19 protein-coding genes are annotated in these 16,208 nt (G+C 34.5%); 13 read left to right on the forward strand and 6 right to left on the reverse strand.

Annotated features, from left to right (window positions below; genetic code table 11):
• Positions 1 to 34: 34 nt before the first annotated feature.
• Entirely contained in the window at positions 35 to 766 is a 732-nt protein-coding gene (locus IEV15_RS12080) for a biotin--[acetyl-CoA-carboxylase] ligase (protein ID WP_188362785.1), read from the reverse strand.
• Between the two features lie 95 nt (positions 767 to 861).
• Between IEV15_RS12080 and rsfS the strand changes: the two genes are divergently transcribed.
• The 9 genes from rsfS to IEV15_RS12125 all read left to right on the forward strand — a co-directional run bounded on the left by rsfS (position 862) and on the right by IEV15_RS12125 (position 8,669).
• Positions 862 to 1,233: a ribosome silencing factor gene (rsfS, locus tag IEV15_RS12085; protein WP_188362786.1), complete on the forward strand. Its 372-nt coding sequence runs from the start codon at positions 862 to 864 to the stop codon at positions 1,231 to 1,233.
• Between the two features lie 26 nt (positions 1,234 to 1,259).
• Positions 1,260 to 3,197 carry an ATP-dependent zinc metalloprotease FtsH gene (ftsH, locus tag IEV15_RS12090; RefSeq protein WP_188362787.1) on the forward strand — a complete coding sequence of 646 codons (1,938 nt, stop codon included), beginning with the start codon at positions 1,260 to 1,262 and terminating at the stop codon, positions 3,195 to 3,197.
• A gap of 113 nt (positions 3,198 to 3,310) precedes the next feature.
• On the forward strand, positions 3,311 to 3,913 hold the full coding sequence (locus tag IEV15_RS12095; RefSeq protein WP_188362788.1) for a lactate utilization protein B/C: 603 nt from the start codon (positions 3,311 to 3,313) through the stop codon (positions 3,911 to 3,913).
• Position 3,914: 1 nt separating this feature from the next.
• On the forward strand, positions 3,915 to 4,721 hold the full coding sequence (locus IEV15_RS12100; RefSeq protein WP_188362789.1) for a phosphatidate cytidylyltransferase: 807 nt from the start codon (positions 3,915 to 3,917) through the stop codon (positions 4,719 to 4,721).
• A complete protein-coding gene (locus IEV15_RS12105) occupies positions 4,711 to 5,373 on the forward strand; it encodes a phosphatidylserine decarboxylase family protein (RefSeq protein ID WP_188362790.1) in 663 nt (220 codons plus the stop codon). The genes IEV15_RS12100 and IEV15_RS12105 overlap by 11 nt, the downstream gene beginning before the upstream one ends.
• Entirely contained in the window at positions 5,366 to 5,632 is a 267-nt protein-coding gene (locus IEV15_RS12110; protein ID WP_188362791.1) for an acyl-CoA-binding protein, read from the forward strand. The genes IEV15_RS12105 and IEV15_RS12110 overlap by 8 nt, the downstream gene beginning before the upstream one ends.
• Before the next feature lie 5 nt (positions 5,633 to 5,637).
• On the forward strand, positions 5,638 to 6,414 hold the full coding sequence (locus IEV15_RS12115) for a superoxide dismutase (protein ID WP_188362792.1): 777 nt from the start codon (positions 5,638 to 5,640) through the stop codon (positions 6,412 to 6,414).
• A gap of 62 nt (positions 6,415 to 6,476) precedes the next feature.
• A complete protein-coding gene (locus tag IEV15_RS12120) occupies positions 6,477 to 7,562 on the forward strand; it encodes a hypothetical protein (RefSeq protein ID WP_188362793.1) in 1,086 nt (361 codons plus the stop codon).
• A 63-nt stretch (positions 7,563 to 7,625) separates the two neighbouring features.
• Positions 7,626 to 8,669 (forward strand): tetratricopeptide repeat protein, encoded by a 1,044-nt coding sequence (locus IEV15_RS12125; protein ID WP_188362794.1) that lies wholly within the window; start codon positions 7,626 to 7,628, stop codon positions 8,667 to 8,669.
• Between the two features lie 68 nt (positions 8,670 to 8,737).
• On the opposite strand, the gene IEV15_RS12130 is transcribed toward IEV15_RS12125, so the two are convergent.
• Entirely contained in the window at positions 8,738 to 9,871 is a 1,134-nt protein-coding gene (locus tag IEV15_RS12130; protein WP_188362795.1) for a cysteine desulfurase family protein, read from the reverse strand.
• Positions 9,872 to 9,891: 20 nt separating this feature from the next.
• Entirely contained in the window at positions 9,892 to 11,991 is a 2,100-nt protein-coding gene (locus tag IEV15_RS12135) for a glycoside hydrolase family 97 protein (protein ID WP_188362796.1), read from the reverse strand.
• Positions 11,992 to 12,114: 123 nt separating this feature from the next.
• On the opposite strand from IEV15_RS12135, the gene IEV15_RS12140 reads away from it, so the two are divergent.
• On the forward strand, positions 12,115 to 13,137 hold the full coding sequence (locus tag IEV15_RS12140) for a hypothetical protein (RefSeq protein WP_188362797.1): 1,023 nt from the start codon (positions 12,115 to 12,117) through the stop codon (positions 13,135 to 13,137).
• A gap of 6 nt (positions 13,138 to 13,143) precedes the next feature.
• Here the strand turns inward: IEV15_RS12140 and IEV15_RS12145 are convergent, their stop codons facing one another.
• Both IEV15_RS12145 and IEV15_RS12150 read right to left on the reverse strand, forming a co-directional pair.
• A complete protein-coding gene (locus tag IEV15_RS12145) occupies positions 13,144 to 13,692 on the reverse strand; it encodes a Smr/MutS family protein (RefSeq protein WP_188362866.1) in 549 nt (182 codons plus the stop codon).
• Positions 13,682 to 13,867: a hypothetical protein gene (locus IEV15_RS12150; protein ID WP_188362798.1), complete on the reverse strand. Its 186-nt coding sequence runs from the start codon at positions 13,865 to 13,867 to the stop codon at positions 13,682 to 13,684. Before IEV15_RS12150 ends, IEV15_RS12145 begins: the two co-directional genes overlap by 11 nt.
• 103 nt (positions 13,868 to 13,970) lie before the next feature.
• On the opposite strand from IEV15_RS12150, the gene IEV15_RS12155 reads away from it, so the two are divergent.
• Positions 13,971 to 14,249, forward strand: a complete 279-nt coding sequence (locus tag IEV15_RS12155) for a DUF2752 domain-containing protein (protein ID WP_188362799.1) — start codon at positions 13,971 to 13,973, stop codon at positions 14,247 to 14,249.
• Between the two features lie 25 nt (positions 14,250 to 14,274).
• A complete protein-coding gene (locus IEV15_RS12160; protein ID WP_188362800.1) occupies positions 14,275 to 14,601 on the forward strand; it encodes a CCC motif membrane protein in 327 nt (108 codons plus the stop codon).
• A 33-nt stretch (positions 14,602 to 14,634) separates the two neighbouring features.
• On the opposite strand, the gene IEV15_RS12165 is transcribed toward IEV15_RS12160, so the two are convergent.
• Complete coding sequence (locus IEV15_RS12165; RefSeq protein WP_188362801.1) at positions 14,635 to 14,985, reverse strand: 4Fe-4S dicluster domain-containing protein; 351 nt, start codon at positions 14,983 to 14,985, stop codon at positions 14,635 to 14,637.
• Between the two features lie 163 nt (positions 14,986 to 15,148).
• Between IEV15_RS12165 and IEV15_RS12170 the strand changes: the two genes are divergently transcribed.
• On the forward strand, positions 15,149 to 16,207 hold the full coding sequence (locus IEV15_RS12170) for an acyl-CoA reductase (protein ID WP_188362802.1): 1,059 nt from the start codon (positions 15,149 to 15,151) through the stop codon (positions 16,205 to 16,207).
• The last annotated feature ends 1 nt before the right edge of the window (position 16,208 follow it).

The raw sequence follows: 16,208 nt of genomic DNA on the forward strand, positions 1-16,208 counted from the left end.
CATTACCTATTACCAATTACCTATTACCAATCTCCTAATAAAGCAACCTCACCTCTTTCACCCCAAAACGCACCATCGAATCGTCTTCAAGTCGTACTTCCAACCTACCTTCGTTGTTAACGTGTTGAATAACCCCCATAAAACGTTGGCCTTTCATGTCTTCAAAAGGCATCGGCTTGTCTTTTTTGAAAAGATGTGAATGGTACGACTCCCATAAAACCTCCGCTTGGTTGTGGATTATTTTAGCTACTGTCATACGCAGTTGATGCACTATTTCATCACGAATACTGTCGATGTCATACGCTTTTTTCATTTGAATTTGCAGTGACGAAGCTTTAGGCAATTGGTCAAACTGCAGTTGGTTAATGTTCAGCCCGATACCCACAAAAGAAACGATCTCACCATCCGATTTAAAATTGTTTTCAATAAGAATGCCACCAATTTTAAAATTTCCTGACATAATGTCGTTAGGCCATTTAATCTGTACGTCATTGATTTTGAATTCTTTCAACGCCATGGCAACGGCCAAAGTAACCGCGACATTCAAATGAAAAATCTGTTGGGCGTCCACTAACACATCTTTAACTAAAATACTCATAGTGAGATTTTTACCGGCCTCACTCTCCCATTTGGAGCCCATTTGCCCTTTTCCGGAAGTCTGCTGAAAGGCAGTAACAACCGTAAAATTATCCACCACTTGCGAGGCATATAACTGCTTTAAAAAGTCATTAGTAGAGGTTGTGGCATTGAGTTTGATTAGGTTCATAACGAATGTGTTAAAAAAACTAGTGGTAATCTTCTGTTAAGGTTCAAATGTAAACACAAAATTTGGTAACTTTGCAAAAATATAGATAATAGTAAATGACGAAAAAAGTGATTAGTAAGGATGAATTGTTAGCAAACATCATCAAAGGAATAGAAGAAGTAAAAGGAAATGATATTGATATATTAGATTTACGCGAAATCGAAAATACGGTATGCGATTATTTTGTGATATGCAACGGTAACTCCAACACTCAGGTTAACGCAATTGTTAGCTCAGTTCAAAAAACGGTATCGAAAGAATTAAAAGATAAACCTTGGCACGTTGAAGGCAACGACAATGGCGAGTGGGTTTTAATGGATTATGTGGATATTGTAGTTCATGTATTTCAAAAACACGTTCGAGAATTTTATAACATTGAAGGATTATGGGGCGATGCACGCATTACTACCATTCAAAATAAATATTAAAATTGCTGAAATAAGAGACTCTATTTATGTCAAAAGAAACCAATCCCAGCCCTAATAAATTTAAATTTAACCCTTGGCTTGTCTATCTTCTGGTAGCCGGTATTTTTATTTTTGTAAGTATCATATCAGGAGGCGGCTCCTTTCAGGAACCTAACAAGCTTTCTACTTCTAAGTTCAATGAATTTTTGAACAATGGTGAAATTGCCAAAGTGGAGGTTTACAATAAAAGTGAAGCTCAAATCTTTTTAACCAAAGAAGCTTTAACTATAGAAAAACACAAAGCCGTTACAAAAGACGCTTTTGGTAGAGTAAACGACAAAGGCCCTCATTATCGTCTAGATAATATTGGTAACGACGAGTTGTTTCAGAAAAAACTGGAAGAAGCAAAAACGGAAAACAAACTAGCCGATTATAACTTTTTAGTAAAGAGTAATTGGAGTGAAATTTTTATCAGTTTATTACCCATCCTAATCATTGTTGTAATTTGGATTATCATCATGCGACGTATGTCAGGTGGTGGTGCCGGAGGTGGCGGTGGTCAGATATTTAATATCGGTAAATCGAAAGCGAAACTGTTTGACGAAAAGAACGATATTAAAGTTAGTTTCAAAGATGTTGCCGGACTGGAAGGTGCCAAAGAAGAGATACAAGAAATTGTAGAGTTTTTGAAAAACCCTGAAAAGTATACCTCCTTAGGAGGAAAAATTCCAAAAGGAGCTTTACTGGTAGGTCCTCCGGGAACCGGAAAAACCTTGTTAGCAAAGGCTGTTGCCGGTGAAGCAAAGGTGCCTTTCTTCTCCCTATCCGGTTCTGACTTTGTGGAAATGTTTGTGGGAGTTGGAGCTTCAAGAGTTCGTGACTTATTCAAACAAGCCAAAGAAAAATCACCTGCCATTATTTTCATTGATGAAATTGATGCAGTGGGTAGAGCTCGTGGAAAAAATAATTTCTCGGGTTCAAACGACGAAAGAGAAAATACCTTGAACCAGTTGTTAACTGAGATGGATGGTTTTGGAACCAATTCCAACGTAATCGTTTTAGCAGCAACAAATCGTGCCGATGTATTGGACAAAGCTTTACTTCGTGCCGGACGTTTTGACCGTCAAATCTATGTTGATTTACCGGACGTTAGAGAACGTAAAGAAATATTTGAAGTACATTTAAAACCCTTGAAAAAACAAGAAGGTTTAGATACTGAATTTTTAGCAAAACAAACCCCGGGATTCTCCGGAGCCGATATTGCAAACGTTTGTAACGAAGCCGCATTAATTGCCGCAAGAAACAACAAAACAGCGGTTGACAAACAAGACTTTTTAGATGCCGTTGACCGAATTGTTGGTGGCTTAGAAAAGAAAAACAAAATTGTTACAGCTGACGAAAAAAGAGCTATTGCTGTTCACGAAGCAGGTCACGCCACTACCAGTTGGATGTTGGAACATGCTGCTCCGCTGGTTAAAGTAACTATTGTTCCTAGAGGTCAAAGTTTAGGTGCCGCGTGGTATTTACCGGAAGAACGATTAATCGTTAGACCTGATCAAATGCTGGACGAAATGTGTGCTACTATGGGAGGTCGAGCTGCTGAAAAAGTAATTTTCAACACCATATCTACCGGAGCTTTAAGTGACTTAGAAAAAGTAACCAAACAAGCAAGAGCCATGGTAACAGTCTATGGTTTGAATGAAAAAATCGGAAACGTTACCTATTATGATTCTTCGGGTCAGAGTGAATATAACTTTTCCAAACCATACTCAGAAGATACCGCAATAACGATAGACAAAGAAATTTCTATTTTAATTGAAAATCAATACCAGCGAGCTATTAAAATATTAGAAGACAACAAAGACAAGTTATTACAATTGGCAGATATCTTAATAGAAAAAGAAGTTATTTTTAAAGATGATTTAGAAACCATTTTTGGAAAACGACCATTTAACGCCCCAATTGAAGTCACTCCTGCGGAATAATCAAAAACTTATTCTAAAAATTATAAAAATCTCAATTCAAAACGCTATTTGAATTGAGATTTTTTTATCTTTGAACGATTACTAATACGAATACAAGCATTTCTAACAAAAATATGAGTCTTTTTAAAAAGCTGTTTGGTTCTGGCAATGATGCTTCTGAGGGAAATAAAGAAAAAGAAGCCAGCCAATTTAATCCGGAAATTAAAATTCCGGTAGATGAATTGTTTACCTTTAATTTTAAAAAAAATGGCGGTAAATTTCTATATTGTGATTCATTAGAGGAAATCAGGGAACAGTTTTTAAATATTTTAGAAGAAAACGATTGGTTTGAATGTCATGCTTTATGCTACGAACCCAAGTTATTTCATTTGTTAGAAGAAAACAAGTTGACTTACGTTAATCCAACGGCACCCAAATTCCTGTTAGCTTCTTGTGAAAATTTAATTGCTGATGATGGTTCGGTTTTATTGACCTCCAATCAAATCAAGCAAAACAAACCGCATGAGTTACCGGCAAACATGGTTATTTTTGCAACCACCAGTCAGATTTTAGAAAACAAAAGCGACGGATTACGTGAGATTAAAAAACGGTATGACAAAAATTATCCATCCAATATAACCACCATTAAATATTTTGAAAAAGCTAAGGAAGAGGATTTTCTACACTACGGCAGTGCAGCAAAAAACCTTTATTTATTGCTTTTAGAAGATCTTTAAAATGAATGAAACGCTTACAAGAGCTTTATCAGGTGCAGTTTATATCCTTCTTTTATTAACGTGCCTACTCTATTCCAACACTACTTTTTATATATTGTTTGGACTTTTCTTGGCACTTGCTGTTCTTGAATTTTGCAAATTAATTCAACTCAAATTCAGACTTCCTTTATTGCTAGCCGTTTTAAGCTATGGAGCTTTTTATTTATGGGATTTCGAATTGATTTATCAACAAGTGCTGTTATTACTTTGCATCTGTGTTTCCATTCGATTGTTGTTCTTTTTATTTTCCAAAAAAGATAAAAAGATTAGCAAATTTGAAAAGTGGTTGTATGTTATTGGTTATCTCATTTTTCCATTTATAATCATCACAAAAATACCGATTGGTATCAATGGGTACAATCCAAAAATTATTTTGGGGGTTTTTATTTTGATTTGGACCAACGATACTTTTGCTTATTTAGTGGGTAAATCCATTGGGAAACACAAACTTTTTGAACGCATCTCACCTAAAAAAACAATAGAAGGTTTTTTAGGCGGCTTTTTTTTCAGTGTTCTTGCCAGTATTTTGATTGCAACTTATTTTATAGGAACCAGCAATTTAGGTATATGGATTGGAATCGGAATTTTAGTTAGTATATTTGCAACACTAGGTGATTTAATTCAATCAAAGTTCAAGCGATTAGCCAATGTGAAAGACAGCGGCAAAATCATGCCGGGTCACGGTGGTATTTTAGATCGTTTGGATAGTATTATATTTGTTTCACCGTTTATTTTTTTATTCTATCAAATTTTAAATTATGTTTCATAAAGAAGGAGCTAAGCTTATTTTAATTACTACTGTTATTGTAACCGCATGGATTCTATTAGCAGACAGTTTTATTGCCATTGATTGGTTACGTATGGTTGTTCAATCCATTGGTTTGGTGTTGTTAATTTTAGTATTGCAGTTTTTCAGAAATCCAAAACGCAATACTCATGTGGATGATACTACCGTTATTGCACCGGTTGACGGAAAAGTGGTGGTAATTGAAGAAGTTTATGAAGACGAATATTTTAAAGACAAACGTCTTCAGGTTTCTATCTTTATGTCACCTATCAACGTGCACGTTACTCGATATGCGGTTAACGGAAAAGTAAATTTCAGCAAATACCATCCCGGTAAATATTTGGTAGCTTGGCATCCAAAAGCGAGTACGGAAAACGAACGTACCACTGTAGTTTTAGAAAACCGATTATTTGGAGAAATATTATACCGTCAAATTGCAGGAGCTTTAGCCCGAAGAATTGTAAACTATGCCAAAGAAGGCACACAAGTAAAACAAGGAACGGATGCCGGATTTATTAAATTTGGTTCAAGAGTAGATTTATACCTACCTTTAGGTACTCCAATTAACGTAGTTTTGAATCAAAAAGTTAAGGGAGGTGAAACAGTAATCGCTGAACTTCCGAGTCATGAGTGAGACCGATTTAGACCGACGATTTAACGAAGCTTTTGAATTAGCTTCTAACATGACCGAAACCTTGCCGCCGGATGTGATGTTGCGAATTTATGCTTATTACAAGCAAGCCACTCACGGCACCGTTGGATTCAGGCACATAAACAATAGTGATCTTAGAAATGCTTTCAAAACCAATGCTTGGATGCAAATTAGCCATTTGACTCCTGATGAAGCCAAAGAACGCTATATTGAAACTATAAATTCTTTATTAAAAAAATAACTACTATGAAAAAAATTATTTATTATTCCGTTTTACCGACCGTTCTTTTTTCGCTTATTTCTTGTAACAATTCTAAAAAATTAGAAGAAGTAGTAGAAGTTGCAGGTCCGGAAATTGAAGAAGTTATTGTTGCTGATCCTGCCGATGTAAAAGCAGACGAAGGCGGTACTTTTGAAATGGTTACACTACCCTATGCTTACAATGCATTGGAACCTTTCATTGATGCAAAAACTATGGAAATTCATTTTTCCAAACATCATTTGGCTTACACTAACAACTTAAACAAAGCAATTGCGGGTACACCAATGGCTACTCTTTCAATTGAAGAAATTCTGAAAAATTTAGATGGTGAAAACAAAGCAGTTAGAAATAACGGTGGTGGTTATTATAATCATAATTTCTTTTGGGAAATTCTAAAAGTTAATGACGGAAAAGGTCCGGATGCCACTTTAACTGCAGCTATAACTAAAGATTTTGGGAGCTTTGAAAATTTCAAAACACAATTTTCTGATGCCGCTATGAAACAGTTTGGTTCCGGTTGGGCTTGGTTGGTTGTAGATGCAACAGGTAAATTGACCATTGTAGCAACACCAAACCAGGACAATCCTTTGATGTCAAAATTGGGGCTTTCAGGAACGCCAATTCTTGCTTTGGACGTATGGGAACATGCTTATTATTTAAATTATCAAAACAAACGGAAAGACTATGTAGATGCTTTTTTCAGCGTTGTCAATTGGGAAAAAGTCAGTGAAAAATACAACGCAACTCAAGTAGCCCAATAACTAAAAAATTACAATTAATTCATCCCGGGCTTTGGTTCGGGATTTTTTTTAATACACCTTTCATGAAAAAGTTAATTACCCTTATTTTGATTTCAACCCTACTATTTTCTTGTAAAAAAGACAAAGACGAAGAAGTTATAGCGGTCACCAATGAACCTGAATTTAGCGATTTAAGCCATTATAATTTATATGGTCCGGTAAAATCGGTTGAAGAAAAATCATTTGAAATTATCGACGGGAGAAATTCAGGCAGTTTAAAAAGAGAGACCTATTCGGAGTATGATTTTGTATTGGAATTTAATCAAAAAGGGCAATTAATTCGAGAAAAGAAGTTCAATTCGACAGGTGCACTTCATGAAGAAACCATTTATGACGGTAAAAACCAAATTGTTGACTATATTCAATATATGAACAATGCGGTTTTTTTAACCACAAAACACACCCGTGATGATAAAGGAAATACCATTATTATCACCCGAAGAAATCCGGATGGCAGTCAATATGATAAAATTGTTCAAACTTTTATTGATTCAAAATTAGTGCAAAAAAGAAATTTTGACGCTAATGAGCGTTTGATGAGTAAAATTAGTTTTACTTATGATGAAAAAGGAAATTTGATTAAAGAAAGTTATTATAAAAACACAGAACGCATCACCAATTATATCACCTATGAATATGATGATACCAACAAAAAACTAAGTGAGTCGTATTTTGACAGTCAAAACAACAATGTTTCCAATACAAAGTATGAATATTTGGGTGATTTATTGGTAAAAGTAGAAAGTTATCTTCCAAACGGTGAACTGCAATATTCTGAAATGAAAATGTATGACGACAACAATAATTTGACTTATAACAAAGTGATTGACAATAGCATAAAACAAGTTTCAGAAGAAAAAATTGGATATGACAGTCAGAAAAACATTGTTTCTCATGAATTTATTCAAAACGGTACAACAGTACAAAGCATTACAAAAGGGTATGACGACTCCAATCGATTAGTAGAGACTGCTACTACATCACAAAACGGAACCTCAAAACGCACGCTTTTTTTTGAAACAGATGACAAAGGAAATTGGGTCAAGAAAACCGTTCTTATTGATAAGATGCCTGTTTATGAAATCCAGCGGGTGATTTTATATTATTAAATTAGTTTTTGCTTCAATCTCTAAAACACCTGATTCTTTTACTTAAACCACTCCGTTAAGAAAATGAAAAAAACATTTTTACTACTGTCACTACTCTACACTATTATTGGTTCTGGACAAAACGCTATTCATGATCTAAATGGAACATGGATAAAAGTAAAATCCGAAATGAAAGACGGAAGTAAGTTATTTTCAAGACATGAAGAAGAAAGTACTTATGTGGAATTTAAAATTAATACTAACCAGCTTTGCATAAATTATTATCCTTTTCACTCAAAATCACAAGACTGTGTAAAATTTAACCTAGAGAATGACTTCATTAAAACATCACCAACTTCAGGTTATACAATTGAAAAAATTACGGATGATTCCTTGAAATTGACCGAAAAAATAGCCGGTTTAAAAGATGATAAACTAAGAAGGTATTATTTAGTAAAACAAGAAACCTTACTAGCAAGGTTTAAAGAGGAAAATAAAAATAATAAAAACATTGTTGCCACAGCAAATTGTACGCCAAAAACCACGGGAAACATCGGCAAAGATCTTGTTGATGCCTACAAAATGAAGTACGGAAATTTTAAATTAATTGGTCATTTAATAATTTATCCTGGTGAAAAGAAAATACAAACAGTCATCACCTATGCCTCAAAAAAAGATTCGCCAAAAATACAAATACTTAAAAAAGTGCTGGATAATTCTTTCAAAAATTGGGACTTAACAAATTTTAATGAATATGAATCTATTACATTACCTTTTGTTGTCGAAAATATAAACATAAAACATTCAGTAGGAATAGACATTATTTTTTTCTCAGATAATTTAAATGATTTGAAACCGTTCACTATGCGTAACGTTGCAAAACAAGTCAAAGCTGACGAATTATTTAAGCATGGAATTCTAGCATTTCAAGAGAAAAATTATGCCAAAGCAATTGCATCTTTTTCTGAATGTTACGAAAAAGACCCAAAAAACTTAGATGCTTTATACAACAAAGCTGCAGCACTATTTCAGTCAGGGGATAAAGAAAAAGCCTGCAAAGTCTGGAAAGAAATTTCAAATTTAGGACAAGTGACCGGGAAAGAATTGCACCACACTTACTGTGAATAATCAAGTTATTAAAGAATATATTTTCAATTAATGATTATCTTCAAGTTACCATAAGAATCTTTTACATATTATTTTGTTTCAATCTCTTTCAGCACTTTAATCATGTGTAGCACTTCATCATTAGTATTGGCATAACTAAACGAAATACGAATACTGGGTTTTTGCAATTCGCCCATTGAAAGCATTTCTGCTAAAACGTGTGAAGGCTTTGTGGTTCCGGATTGACAAGCACTTCCTCGAGAAACCGCAATACCATGCATGTCCAATTCAAAAAGTAGCATAGCTGTTTTTTCTGCTGAAAAAGGCAATTGCACATTCAATAAGGAATGAAACGTTTCTTCAAGATTCCCATTGGATTTCACTAACGGAAAAACTTTTTGCAATTCGTTCCATGCAAAAGCTTTGAGTTCTTTAATTCGATTGCTTTCTGCTTCCAAATTTACATAGGCTAGTTCTAGAGCTTTTGCCATTCCTGCAATTTGATGAATGGCTTCTGTGCCGGCTCGCAAACCTTTTTCTTGTTCACCACCCAATAACATCGCTCCTAAACGACTGTTTTTCTTAACATAAGCAAACCCAACCCCTTTTGGCCCGTTGAATTTATGAGCACTCGCAACAATAAAATCTACCGGAGTTTCTTGTAGATTGAAGGTTTGTTTTCCAATACTCTGAACCGTATCGGAATGAAAAAGTGCGTTGTATTTTTTGCATAATGCTCCAACGGTATTTAAATTCATTACAACTCCTGTTTCGTTATTGACATGCATCAAACTTACAAGAGTAGGTTTTTCGTCTACCAACAATGTTTCTAATTCATTTAAATCGATACAGCCGTTACTATCAACCGATAAAAAGGAAACCTCAACGTCTTCTTTTTGCCATTCTAAAATGGGATACAACACCGCGTGGTGTTCCACTTTGGATGAAATGATTCGCTTGATGTGCAATTTATTTACCGCATTGCTAATAATCCAATTGTTAGCTTCTGTAGCTCCGGAGGTAAAAATGATTTCAGAAGTTGTAGCATTTAAAAGTTTCGCAATACTTTTTCGAGCTGTTTCCAAAACTACTTTGGCACTTCTTCCAAAACTGTGAGTTGATGAAGGATTGCCAAAATCTTCCTGCATGACACGTGTCATTTCCTGAATTACTTCGGGTCGGATTGCAGTAGTTGAGGCATTATCCAAGTATATTTTATTCATTTCAATTCTCGTAAGTCGTTTTAATTTAAAGGTACAAAACTGATTGCTGCACCACCTCCGGCCGCTAAATTCAGTTTTAGTTTCGATTTTGAAGTTACTTCAACTGTTCTGATAGCATACGCTTTCGGATTTTTTTCCCAATGAGCGTCTTTTGCATCTTCATAAATGGTGGCTTTGTATTTTTTTCCGGGTGATAAAAAATCTAATGTAATTTCTGTTTTTCTGGCATTTTCATCGGAAATGGCTCCTAAAAACCAAGTTTCTTTTCCTTTTGCTTTTCTGGCAATGGTGATATAATCTCCAGGTTCTGCTTCCACTATTTTAGTGTCGTCCCAGTCGACTTCAACATCTTTGATGAATTGGAAAGCATCCGGATACTTCTCATAATTTTCAGGTAAATCGGCTGCCATTTGCAACGGACTGTAAATGGTTACATATAACGCCAGTTGTTTTGCAAGCGTAGTATGTACTTGTTCTTTTTTGGTTGGATCATAATGACTCATTTTAATTTCAAAAATGCCAGGCGTATAATCCATCGGTCCACCCAAAAATCGAGTAAATGGTAAAATGGTTTCATGTGCCGGAGGGTTTCCATTACTCCAAGCATTGAATTCATTACCACGAGCTGCTTCTGAGGCAATATAATTGGGATACGTGCGATGCAAACCTGTTGGTCGAGAAGATTCATGAGAGTTGACTAAAATTTTATAGTCTGCTGCTCTTTGAACCACATAATTAAAATGGTTGACCATGGATTGCCCGTCATGCCATTCGCCTCTTGGGATAATTTTACCCACATAACCCGTTTTAACCGCGTTGTAAGCGTTTTTCTTCATAAAATCAAAGGCACGGTCTAATCTTCGCTCATAATTGCTTACAGAGCCTGAGGTTTCATGATGCATAATCATTTGTACTCCTTTTGATTGAGCATAACGTTTCACTTCTTCCACATCAAAATCAGGATAAGGTGTTACAAAGTCAAATACTTCCTCTTTCCAATTGCCAAACCAATCTTCCCAGCCTACATTCCAACCTTCTACTAAAACACCGTCAAAACCATGTTTAGCAGCAAAATCTATATAGCGTTTGGTGTTTTCTGTAGTTGCTCCATGTTTTCCGGTTGGCTTCAGCGAACCATCAGTAGTATTTTGAGCATTTTGCGAACCTGCATAATCCCAAGTAGCCTTACCAACGTGCATTTCCCACCAAATACCAACATATTTCATTGGCTTAATCCAAGAAGTATCTTCAATTACATTGGGTTCATTCAAATTCAAAATCATTTGAGAGCTAAGTATTTTTCGAGCATCATTACTTACCATAACTGTACGCCATGGTGTTTTTGCAGGAGCTTGAAGATAGGCTTTATCGCCAATGGCATTGGGAACCAAATGGGATTGCATGGCAAAGGTGTCGGTATTCACATCCAAATGCATGATGGGAAAGTTCACAACAGCAGCTTCAAAAATATTGATGTAAAGTCCGCTATTTGTTTTCATCATCACTGGAGATTGGATTCTGGTTTTTGTCATCGGTCCTTTCATTCCAATGCCATTATTCATATCCAACTTTAAAATATCAATATCAGAAAGTTTCGTTTCATTATAGGCGTATTCTTGACTATCATAATCTCCCGGAATCCAAAAAGCATTATGATTTCCAACTAAATTAAATTGCGTAACCTCATCACTTACAACAAAATAATTTAAGTTACTTTGAGTAGGGATTTCATATCGAAATGCCAAACCTTCATTGTATAACTTAAAATGCATGTGCACTTTTCTATTGGTTGCATTTTGAATCAACTCAATCATCAAACCATTGTAATGATTTTCAATGGTTTTATATTCACCTAAAACCGGATTCCAATTTTCATTAAATGTAGTTTGTGTTGTATTTCGAACAGAAAATCCTGATGTTAATCCTTGTTCGTTTTTTAACTCAAGACCCAAATTACTTTTTTTAATTACTGCTTCAGACCCTAACAACAACTCATATTGAGGCGTGCCATTTTCAGAAATAATAAAATTCATTTTTAATTGTTTATCAGGTGATTGCAAGTTTTGACTAAAAGCAATAGATGAAGTGGAAAATATCATAAATACAATGAGTTTGTTCATGTTTTTTCTTTGTTTGATTTATAGTTTCAAAGATAGTAATATTGGTTAAAATCATCCCAATTAAAAACAAATGCTTTTACAAGCCATTAAAAGTTCTATTTTTGCTTTTTAAAAACAACACAAATGAAACGCTTTTTAGGTCTTATACTTTTAGTTTTTGGTTTTCAATCTTGTGATGACGGTGACTTTAATGTAGAATCGTTTGATTTCAGCAACGTTACAGCATCAGCATGTTCAGGCTCAAATAATCAGTTTTTTATTTATTATACAAACCAAAGAGAAGCTTTGTTGTTGCAAATTCCAATTACAAGTTTTCCAAATATTATCACACCGGAAGATGAACCTAGAACTGTAGCAATTGCAGCAGGAACCCAAGTAACATATCGAGTATATGATGGAACGATAAATTCTCAAGTTATTTGCACTGCTATACCTCCTGCAACGCCAACCGTTTCGGAAGAATGGACCGCTACTTCAGGAGTTATTCAAATTGAAACTTTTGCCAACAAAACCATAGACGAAACCATAGGACAAGCTTTGATTACAGGCTACACCCACATCATTAAACTAATTAATACAACATTTGAAAAAAGCAATGGAAGTCAGCAATTATTTGCAGAATTACAATTAGGAAATTTCATAACCAATGCCTCGCCTCCCTCTACTATTATTGCAAGCTCTGAATTGAGTAACTGTGGTAACAACTTGTCTTTTATATATAAAAACGGGGGCACTCAAGCTATTACTTTATATACTGATGTGGCACTTTTTGAAAACAGCAACACACCTGCTGACATGCCAAGAAAAGCCATCATAGGACAAGACAACACTTCAATCAATTACAACCTTTATGATGCTATTATTCCAATACCCAATAATGCTATTATTCCAACACCTTTATCGTTTTTCTGTACTAATCCAACTCCAACAACTCCAGCACGTATAGAGAACTGGATAGGCGTGGATGGAATTGCTAATGTTAGTGGTGTCATCGAAGTAACTTCAATAGAGGAATTTGACTCCGAACTACAACAAAATGTATTTAAACACACGGTTCGACTCAGAAAAGTGGTGTTTACCAGTGCGGGAGTGAACTTTACTTTTGGAGATTTGTATGAATTAGGCGTTTTAAAAACCGTTCCATAATTTCAATTAAACACGCTGTTTGATAAAAACCTCGGTTGCTCCAAGTCCGTATTTTTGGTAGTTAGCATCATGAAAGGACACATTTTCATACCTGCCTAACAAAAAATCCAGCTCAGCTTTTAAAACACCCTCACCAACGCCGTGAATAAAAACCACTTTAGGCATTCGTTTTGAAATCGCAAATTCGAGCTGTCTTTTGGCTGTATCCATTTGAATAGTTAAGATATCATAATTGGATAATCCTTTTTTATTCGGCACCAATTTCTCAATGTGCAAATCAATTTCGAGTACAAATTCATCCTTCTTAGATTTCTTTTCTTTAACAAATGAACGCTTGATCGGTTCCTTTTTCTCATGCAAAGCCTTATGTAATTTATCACTTGATATGAATGAATTTAAATCGTTGGTAATGTTGTATTTAATTAATTCGTTGACAAAATATGTCATCAAAAATCCGTCAGTAGTTTCTATCAAAATTTCATTGTTTTGAACAGACACCACTACCCCTTCAATAGCTTCATCAAGTACTGAAACCTTATCTCCTTTATGCAACATCATCTTGATTGTCTTTTTGATTTTTACTTGGCACTTTGTTCATTAAACGCATCACTCCTATCATAACAATAACGATGGCTAAAATTTTAAAATAAAAAGCAAAGGAATTGTCTTTTGGCAAATACAAAGCAAAAAAAGCTGCCACTACAACTAATACGATTAGTAATTTTTTCATAGGAATCAAATTTTATCAAAGGTAGTAACAAATAAAAAAACGATCACCTAATGGAATTAAAAAATATTTTTAGTAAACTTGTGGTATTCTAATTTTGGATTCTATGGAAGACTATATGATTCCCTGTATGAGTAAAAAACTTTTTGGCATGGACTGCATGGGTTGCGGCATCCAGAGGGCAATTGCTTTACTTTTAAAAGGGGAATTTGAAGCTGCTTTTTATATGTATCCGGCTATTTATACCCTACTTCCTTTTTTTTTATTTGTGGGTTTGAGTTTTATTGACAAATCGCGTAACTACCACAAAACAATTGTTGGTTTTGCCATTATAACCGCAATTTTGATGGTTACCTCCTATTTTTATAAAGTAATCTATTATTAACCAACATATAACTAAATCAAAACGTATGGAAAAACAAAAATTACCCAATCAAACTGCTATTATCATTCTAGGATTAACCTCATTTGTAGGTTGTTGTTGTACTAACGGTGTACTAGGTGTTATTTTAGCTTATATTGGTTTACATCTTGCCAAAAAAGACGAAAAATTATATGCTGAAAACCCTGAAGTTTATGATATTGGCTCTTTAAGCACATGGAAAACTGTCAATTTAATCAGTTTAATAATCAGTGCGTTATTTGTAGTATGGTTAATATATGCTCTTGCTACCGGAGGTTTCAACGAAAGCATGGAACAATACCAAAAGATAATTGAACAACTTCAAAATCAATAATACCAAAAACCACGCCTTGAGCGTGGTTTTTTTTTATTCGTTATGCAAGAAAGATTGCCTATTTAAAAGTGTTTCTTCGCTTTCTACGTGATTATCATCGGGGACGCAACAATCAACCGGACAAACGGCGGCACATTGTGGTTCTTCATGGAAACCTTTACATTCTGTACATTTCCCCGGAACAATATAATAGATATCATCCGATATAGGCGTTTGAGCCGCATCAGCATCCACTTCTGTTCCATCGGGTAAGATTACTTTTCCGCTTAGTTTGGTTCCGTCTTTGTATCTCCAATCGTCCGCACCTTCATAGATAGCGGTATTTGGACATTCCGGTTCGCAAGCTCCACAATTAATGCATTCGTCAGTTATTATGATTGCCATTTTAGATTGTTTAAAAGTTTAAGGTTTAAGAGTTTAAAAGTTGATTGTCAAAATTTGTTTTTCAAAATCTAATTCAATCATTTTAACTATTGGCTATTTCCAACTTTCAATTTCTTATTTTTGTGCAAAATTACAATCAAAACACTACATAAACAAGTTACAAATGTTACAAAACGTTAAAAAAGACAGTTTTATTGAATTAGGAAAATTTTTATCTCAATTTTCATTGGATAATTCTCAACAAAATGATGCCGTACAACACAATGACCGTTTTTTTGAAGCTTTTGAAACATTGTTGGCTTTGTCTCAATCACACAACGGGTGGTTTACGAAAGAACAAGTTTATTTTGCTGTCAATTCTTGGGCAACAGCTTTAACGGAAACTAATTTAGACCTGTGGCTTTCACGTTATGATTTTTCAAAAGTTGAAACCAAAACAGTTGGGTTAATATTGGCCGGAAATATTCCGTTAGTAGGTTTTCATGATTTTTTATCTGTTTTAATCTCAGGTCATCATGTTTTGGTTAAAGCCTCTTCAAATGACCAACATTTAATCAAGTTTTTAGCCAATTATTTGATTGTCATTGATAAAAAACTAGAAGAAAGCATCACCTTTACAGATGGGAAATTAGAAAATTTTGATGCGATAATCGCCACCGGAAGTAACAATACCGCACGTTATTTTGAATATTATTTTAAAGACAAACCTTCTATCATTCGAAAAAACAGAAATTCTGTAGCTGTTTTAAACGGGAATGAATCGCAGGAAAATTTGGTAAATTTAGGAGAAGATATTTTTCGTTATTTTGGTTTAGGATGCCGAAATGTTTCTAAACTTTTTGTTCCGGAAGGTTATACTTTTGATGATTTTTTTAATGCTATTTTTGCTTACCAAGACGTAATTCATTATGAAAAATATGCCAATAACTATGATTACAACAAAGCGGTTTTCTTGATGAGTAACTTTAAATTACTCGACAATGGATTTTTAACCTTAAAAGAAGATTCTAGTTATTCCTCTCCTATTTCAAGTGTTTTTTATGAGTTTTATGAAGATTTAGAAACATTACGAAACAGATTGACTAACGACCAGGAACAAATTCAATGTATAGTTTCCAATGATTTAATCAGCCACAGTATTCCATTTGGTCAAACTCAAAAACCCCAACTTTGGGATTATGCTGATGGTGTTGATACTTTGGAATTTTTAATTTCTATTTGAT

The organism is Flavobacterium orientale, assembly GCF_014638005.1.
Lineage (GTDB): Bacteria > Bacteroidota > Bacteroidia > Flavobacteriales > Flavobacteriaceae > Flavobacterium > Flavobacterium orientale.

Coding starts and splice junctions, on each gene's coding strand:
- IEV15_RS12080 (WP_188362785.1), bottom strand. CDS start 766: ATGAACCTAATCAAACTCAATGCCACAACCTCTACTAATGACTTTTTA.
- rsfS (WP_188362786.1), top strand. CDS start 862: ATGACGAAAAAAGTGATTAGTAAGGATGAATTGTTAGCAAACATCATC.
- ftsH (WP_188362787.1), top strand. CDS start 1,260: ATGTCAAAAGAAACCAATCCCAGCCCTAATAAATTTAAATTTAACCCT.
- IEV15_RS12095 (WP_188362788.1), top strand. CDS start 3,311: ATGAGTCTTTTTAAAAAGCTGTTTGGTTCTGGCAATGATGCTTCTGAG.
- IEV15_RS12100 (WP_188362789.1), top strand. CDS start 3,915: ATGAATGAAACGCTTACAAGAGCTTTATCAGGTGCAGTTTATATCCTT.
- IEV15_RS12105 (WP_188362790.1), top strand. CDS start 4,711: ATGTTTCATAAAGAAGGAGCTAAGCTTATTTTAATTACTACTGTTATT.
- IEV15_RS12110 (WP_188362791.1), top strand. CDS start 5,366: ATGAGTGAGACCGATTTAGACCGACGATTTAACGAAGCTTTTGAATTA.
- IEV15_RS12115 (WP_188362792.1), top strand. CDS start 5,638: ATGAAAAAAATTATTTATTATTCCGTTTTACCGACCGTTCTTTTTTCG.
- IEV15_RS12120 (WP_188362793.1), top strand. CDS start 6,477: ATGAAAAAGTTAATTACCCTTATTTTGATTTCAACCCTACTATTTTCT.
- IEV15_RS12125 (WP_188362794.1), top strand. CDS start 7,626: ATGAAAAAAACATTTTTACTACTGTCACTACTCTACACTATTATTGGT.
- IEV15_RS12130 (WP_188362795.1), bottom strand. CDS start 9,871: ATGAATAAAATATACTTGGATAATGCCTCAACTACTGCAATCCGACCC.
- IEV15_RS12135 (WP_188362796.1), bottom strand. CDS start 11,991: ATGAACAAACTCATTGTATTTATGATATTTTCCACTTCATCTATTGCT.
- IEV15_RS12140 (WP_188362797.1), top strand. CDS start 12,115: ATGAAACGCTTTTTAGGTCTTATACTTTTAGTTTTTGGTTTTCAATCT.
- IEV15_RS12145 (WP_188362866.1), bottom strand. CDS start 13,692: ATGTTGCATAAAGGAGATAAGGTTTCAGTACTTGATGAAGCTATTGAA.
- IEV15_RS12150 (WP_188362798.1), bottom strand. CDS start 13,867: ATGAAAAAATTACTAATCGTATTAGTTGTAGTGGCAGCTTTTTTTGCT.
- IEV15_RS12155 (WP_188362799.1), top strand. CDS start 13,971: ATGGAAGACTATATGATTCCCTGTATGAGTAAAAAACTTTTTGGCATG.
- IEV15_RS12160 (WP_188362800.1), top strand. CDS start 14,275: ATGGAAAAACAAAAATTACCCAATCAAACTGCTATTATCATTCTAGGA.
- IEV15_RS12165 (WP_188362801.1), bottom strand. CDS start 14,985: ATGGCAATCATAATAACTGACGAATGCATTAATTGTGGAGCTTGCGAA.
- IEV15_RS12170 (WP_188362802.1), top strand. CDS start 15,149: ATGTTACAAAACGTTAAAAAAGACAGTTTTATTGAATTAGGAAAATTT.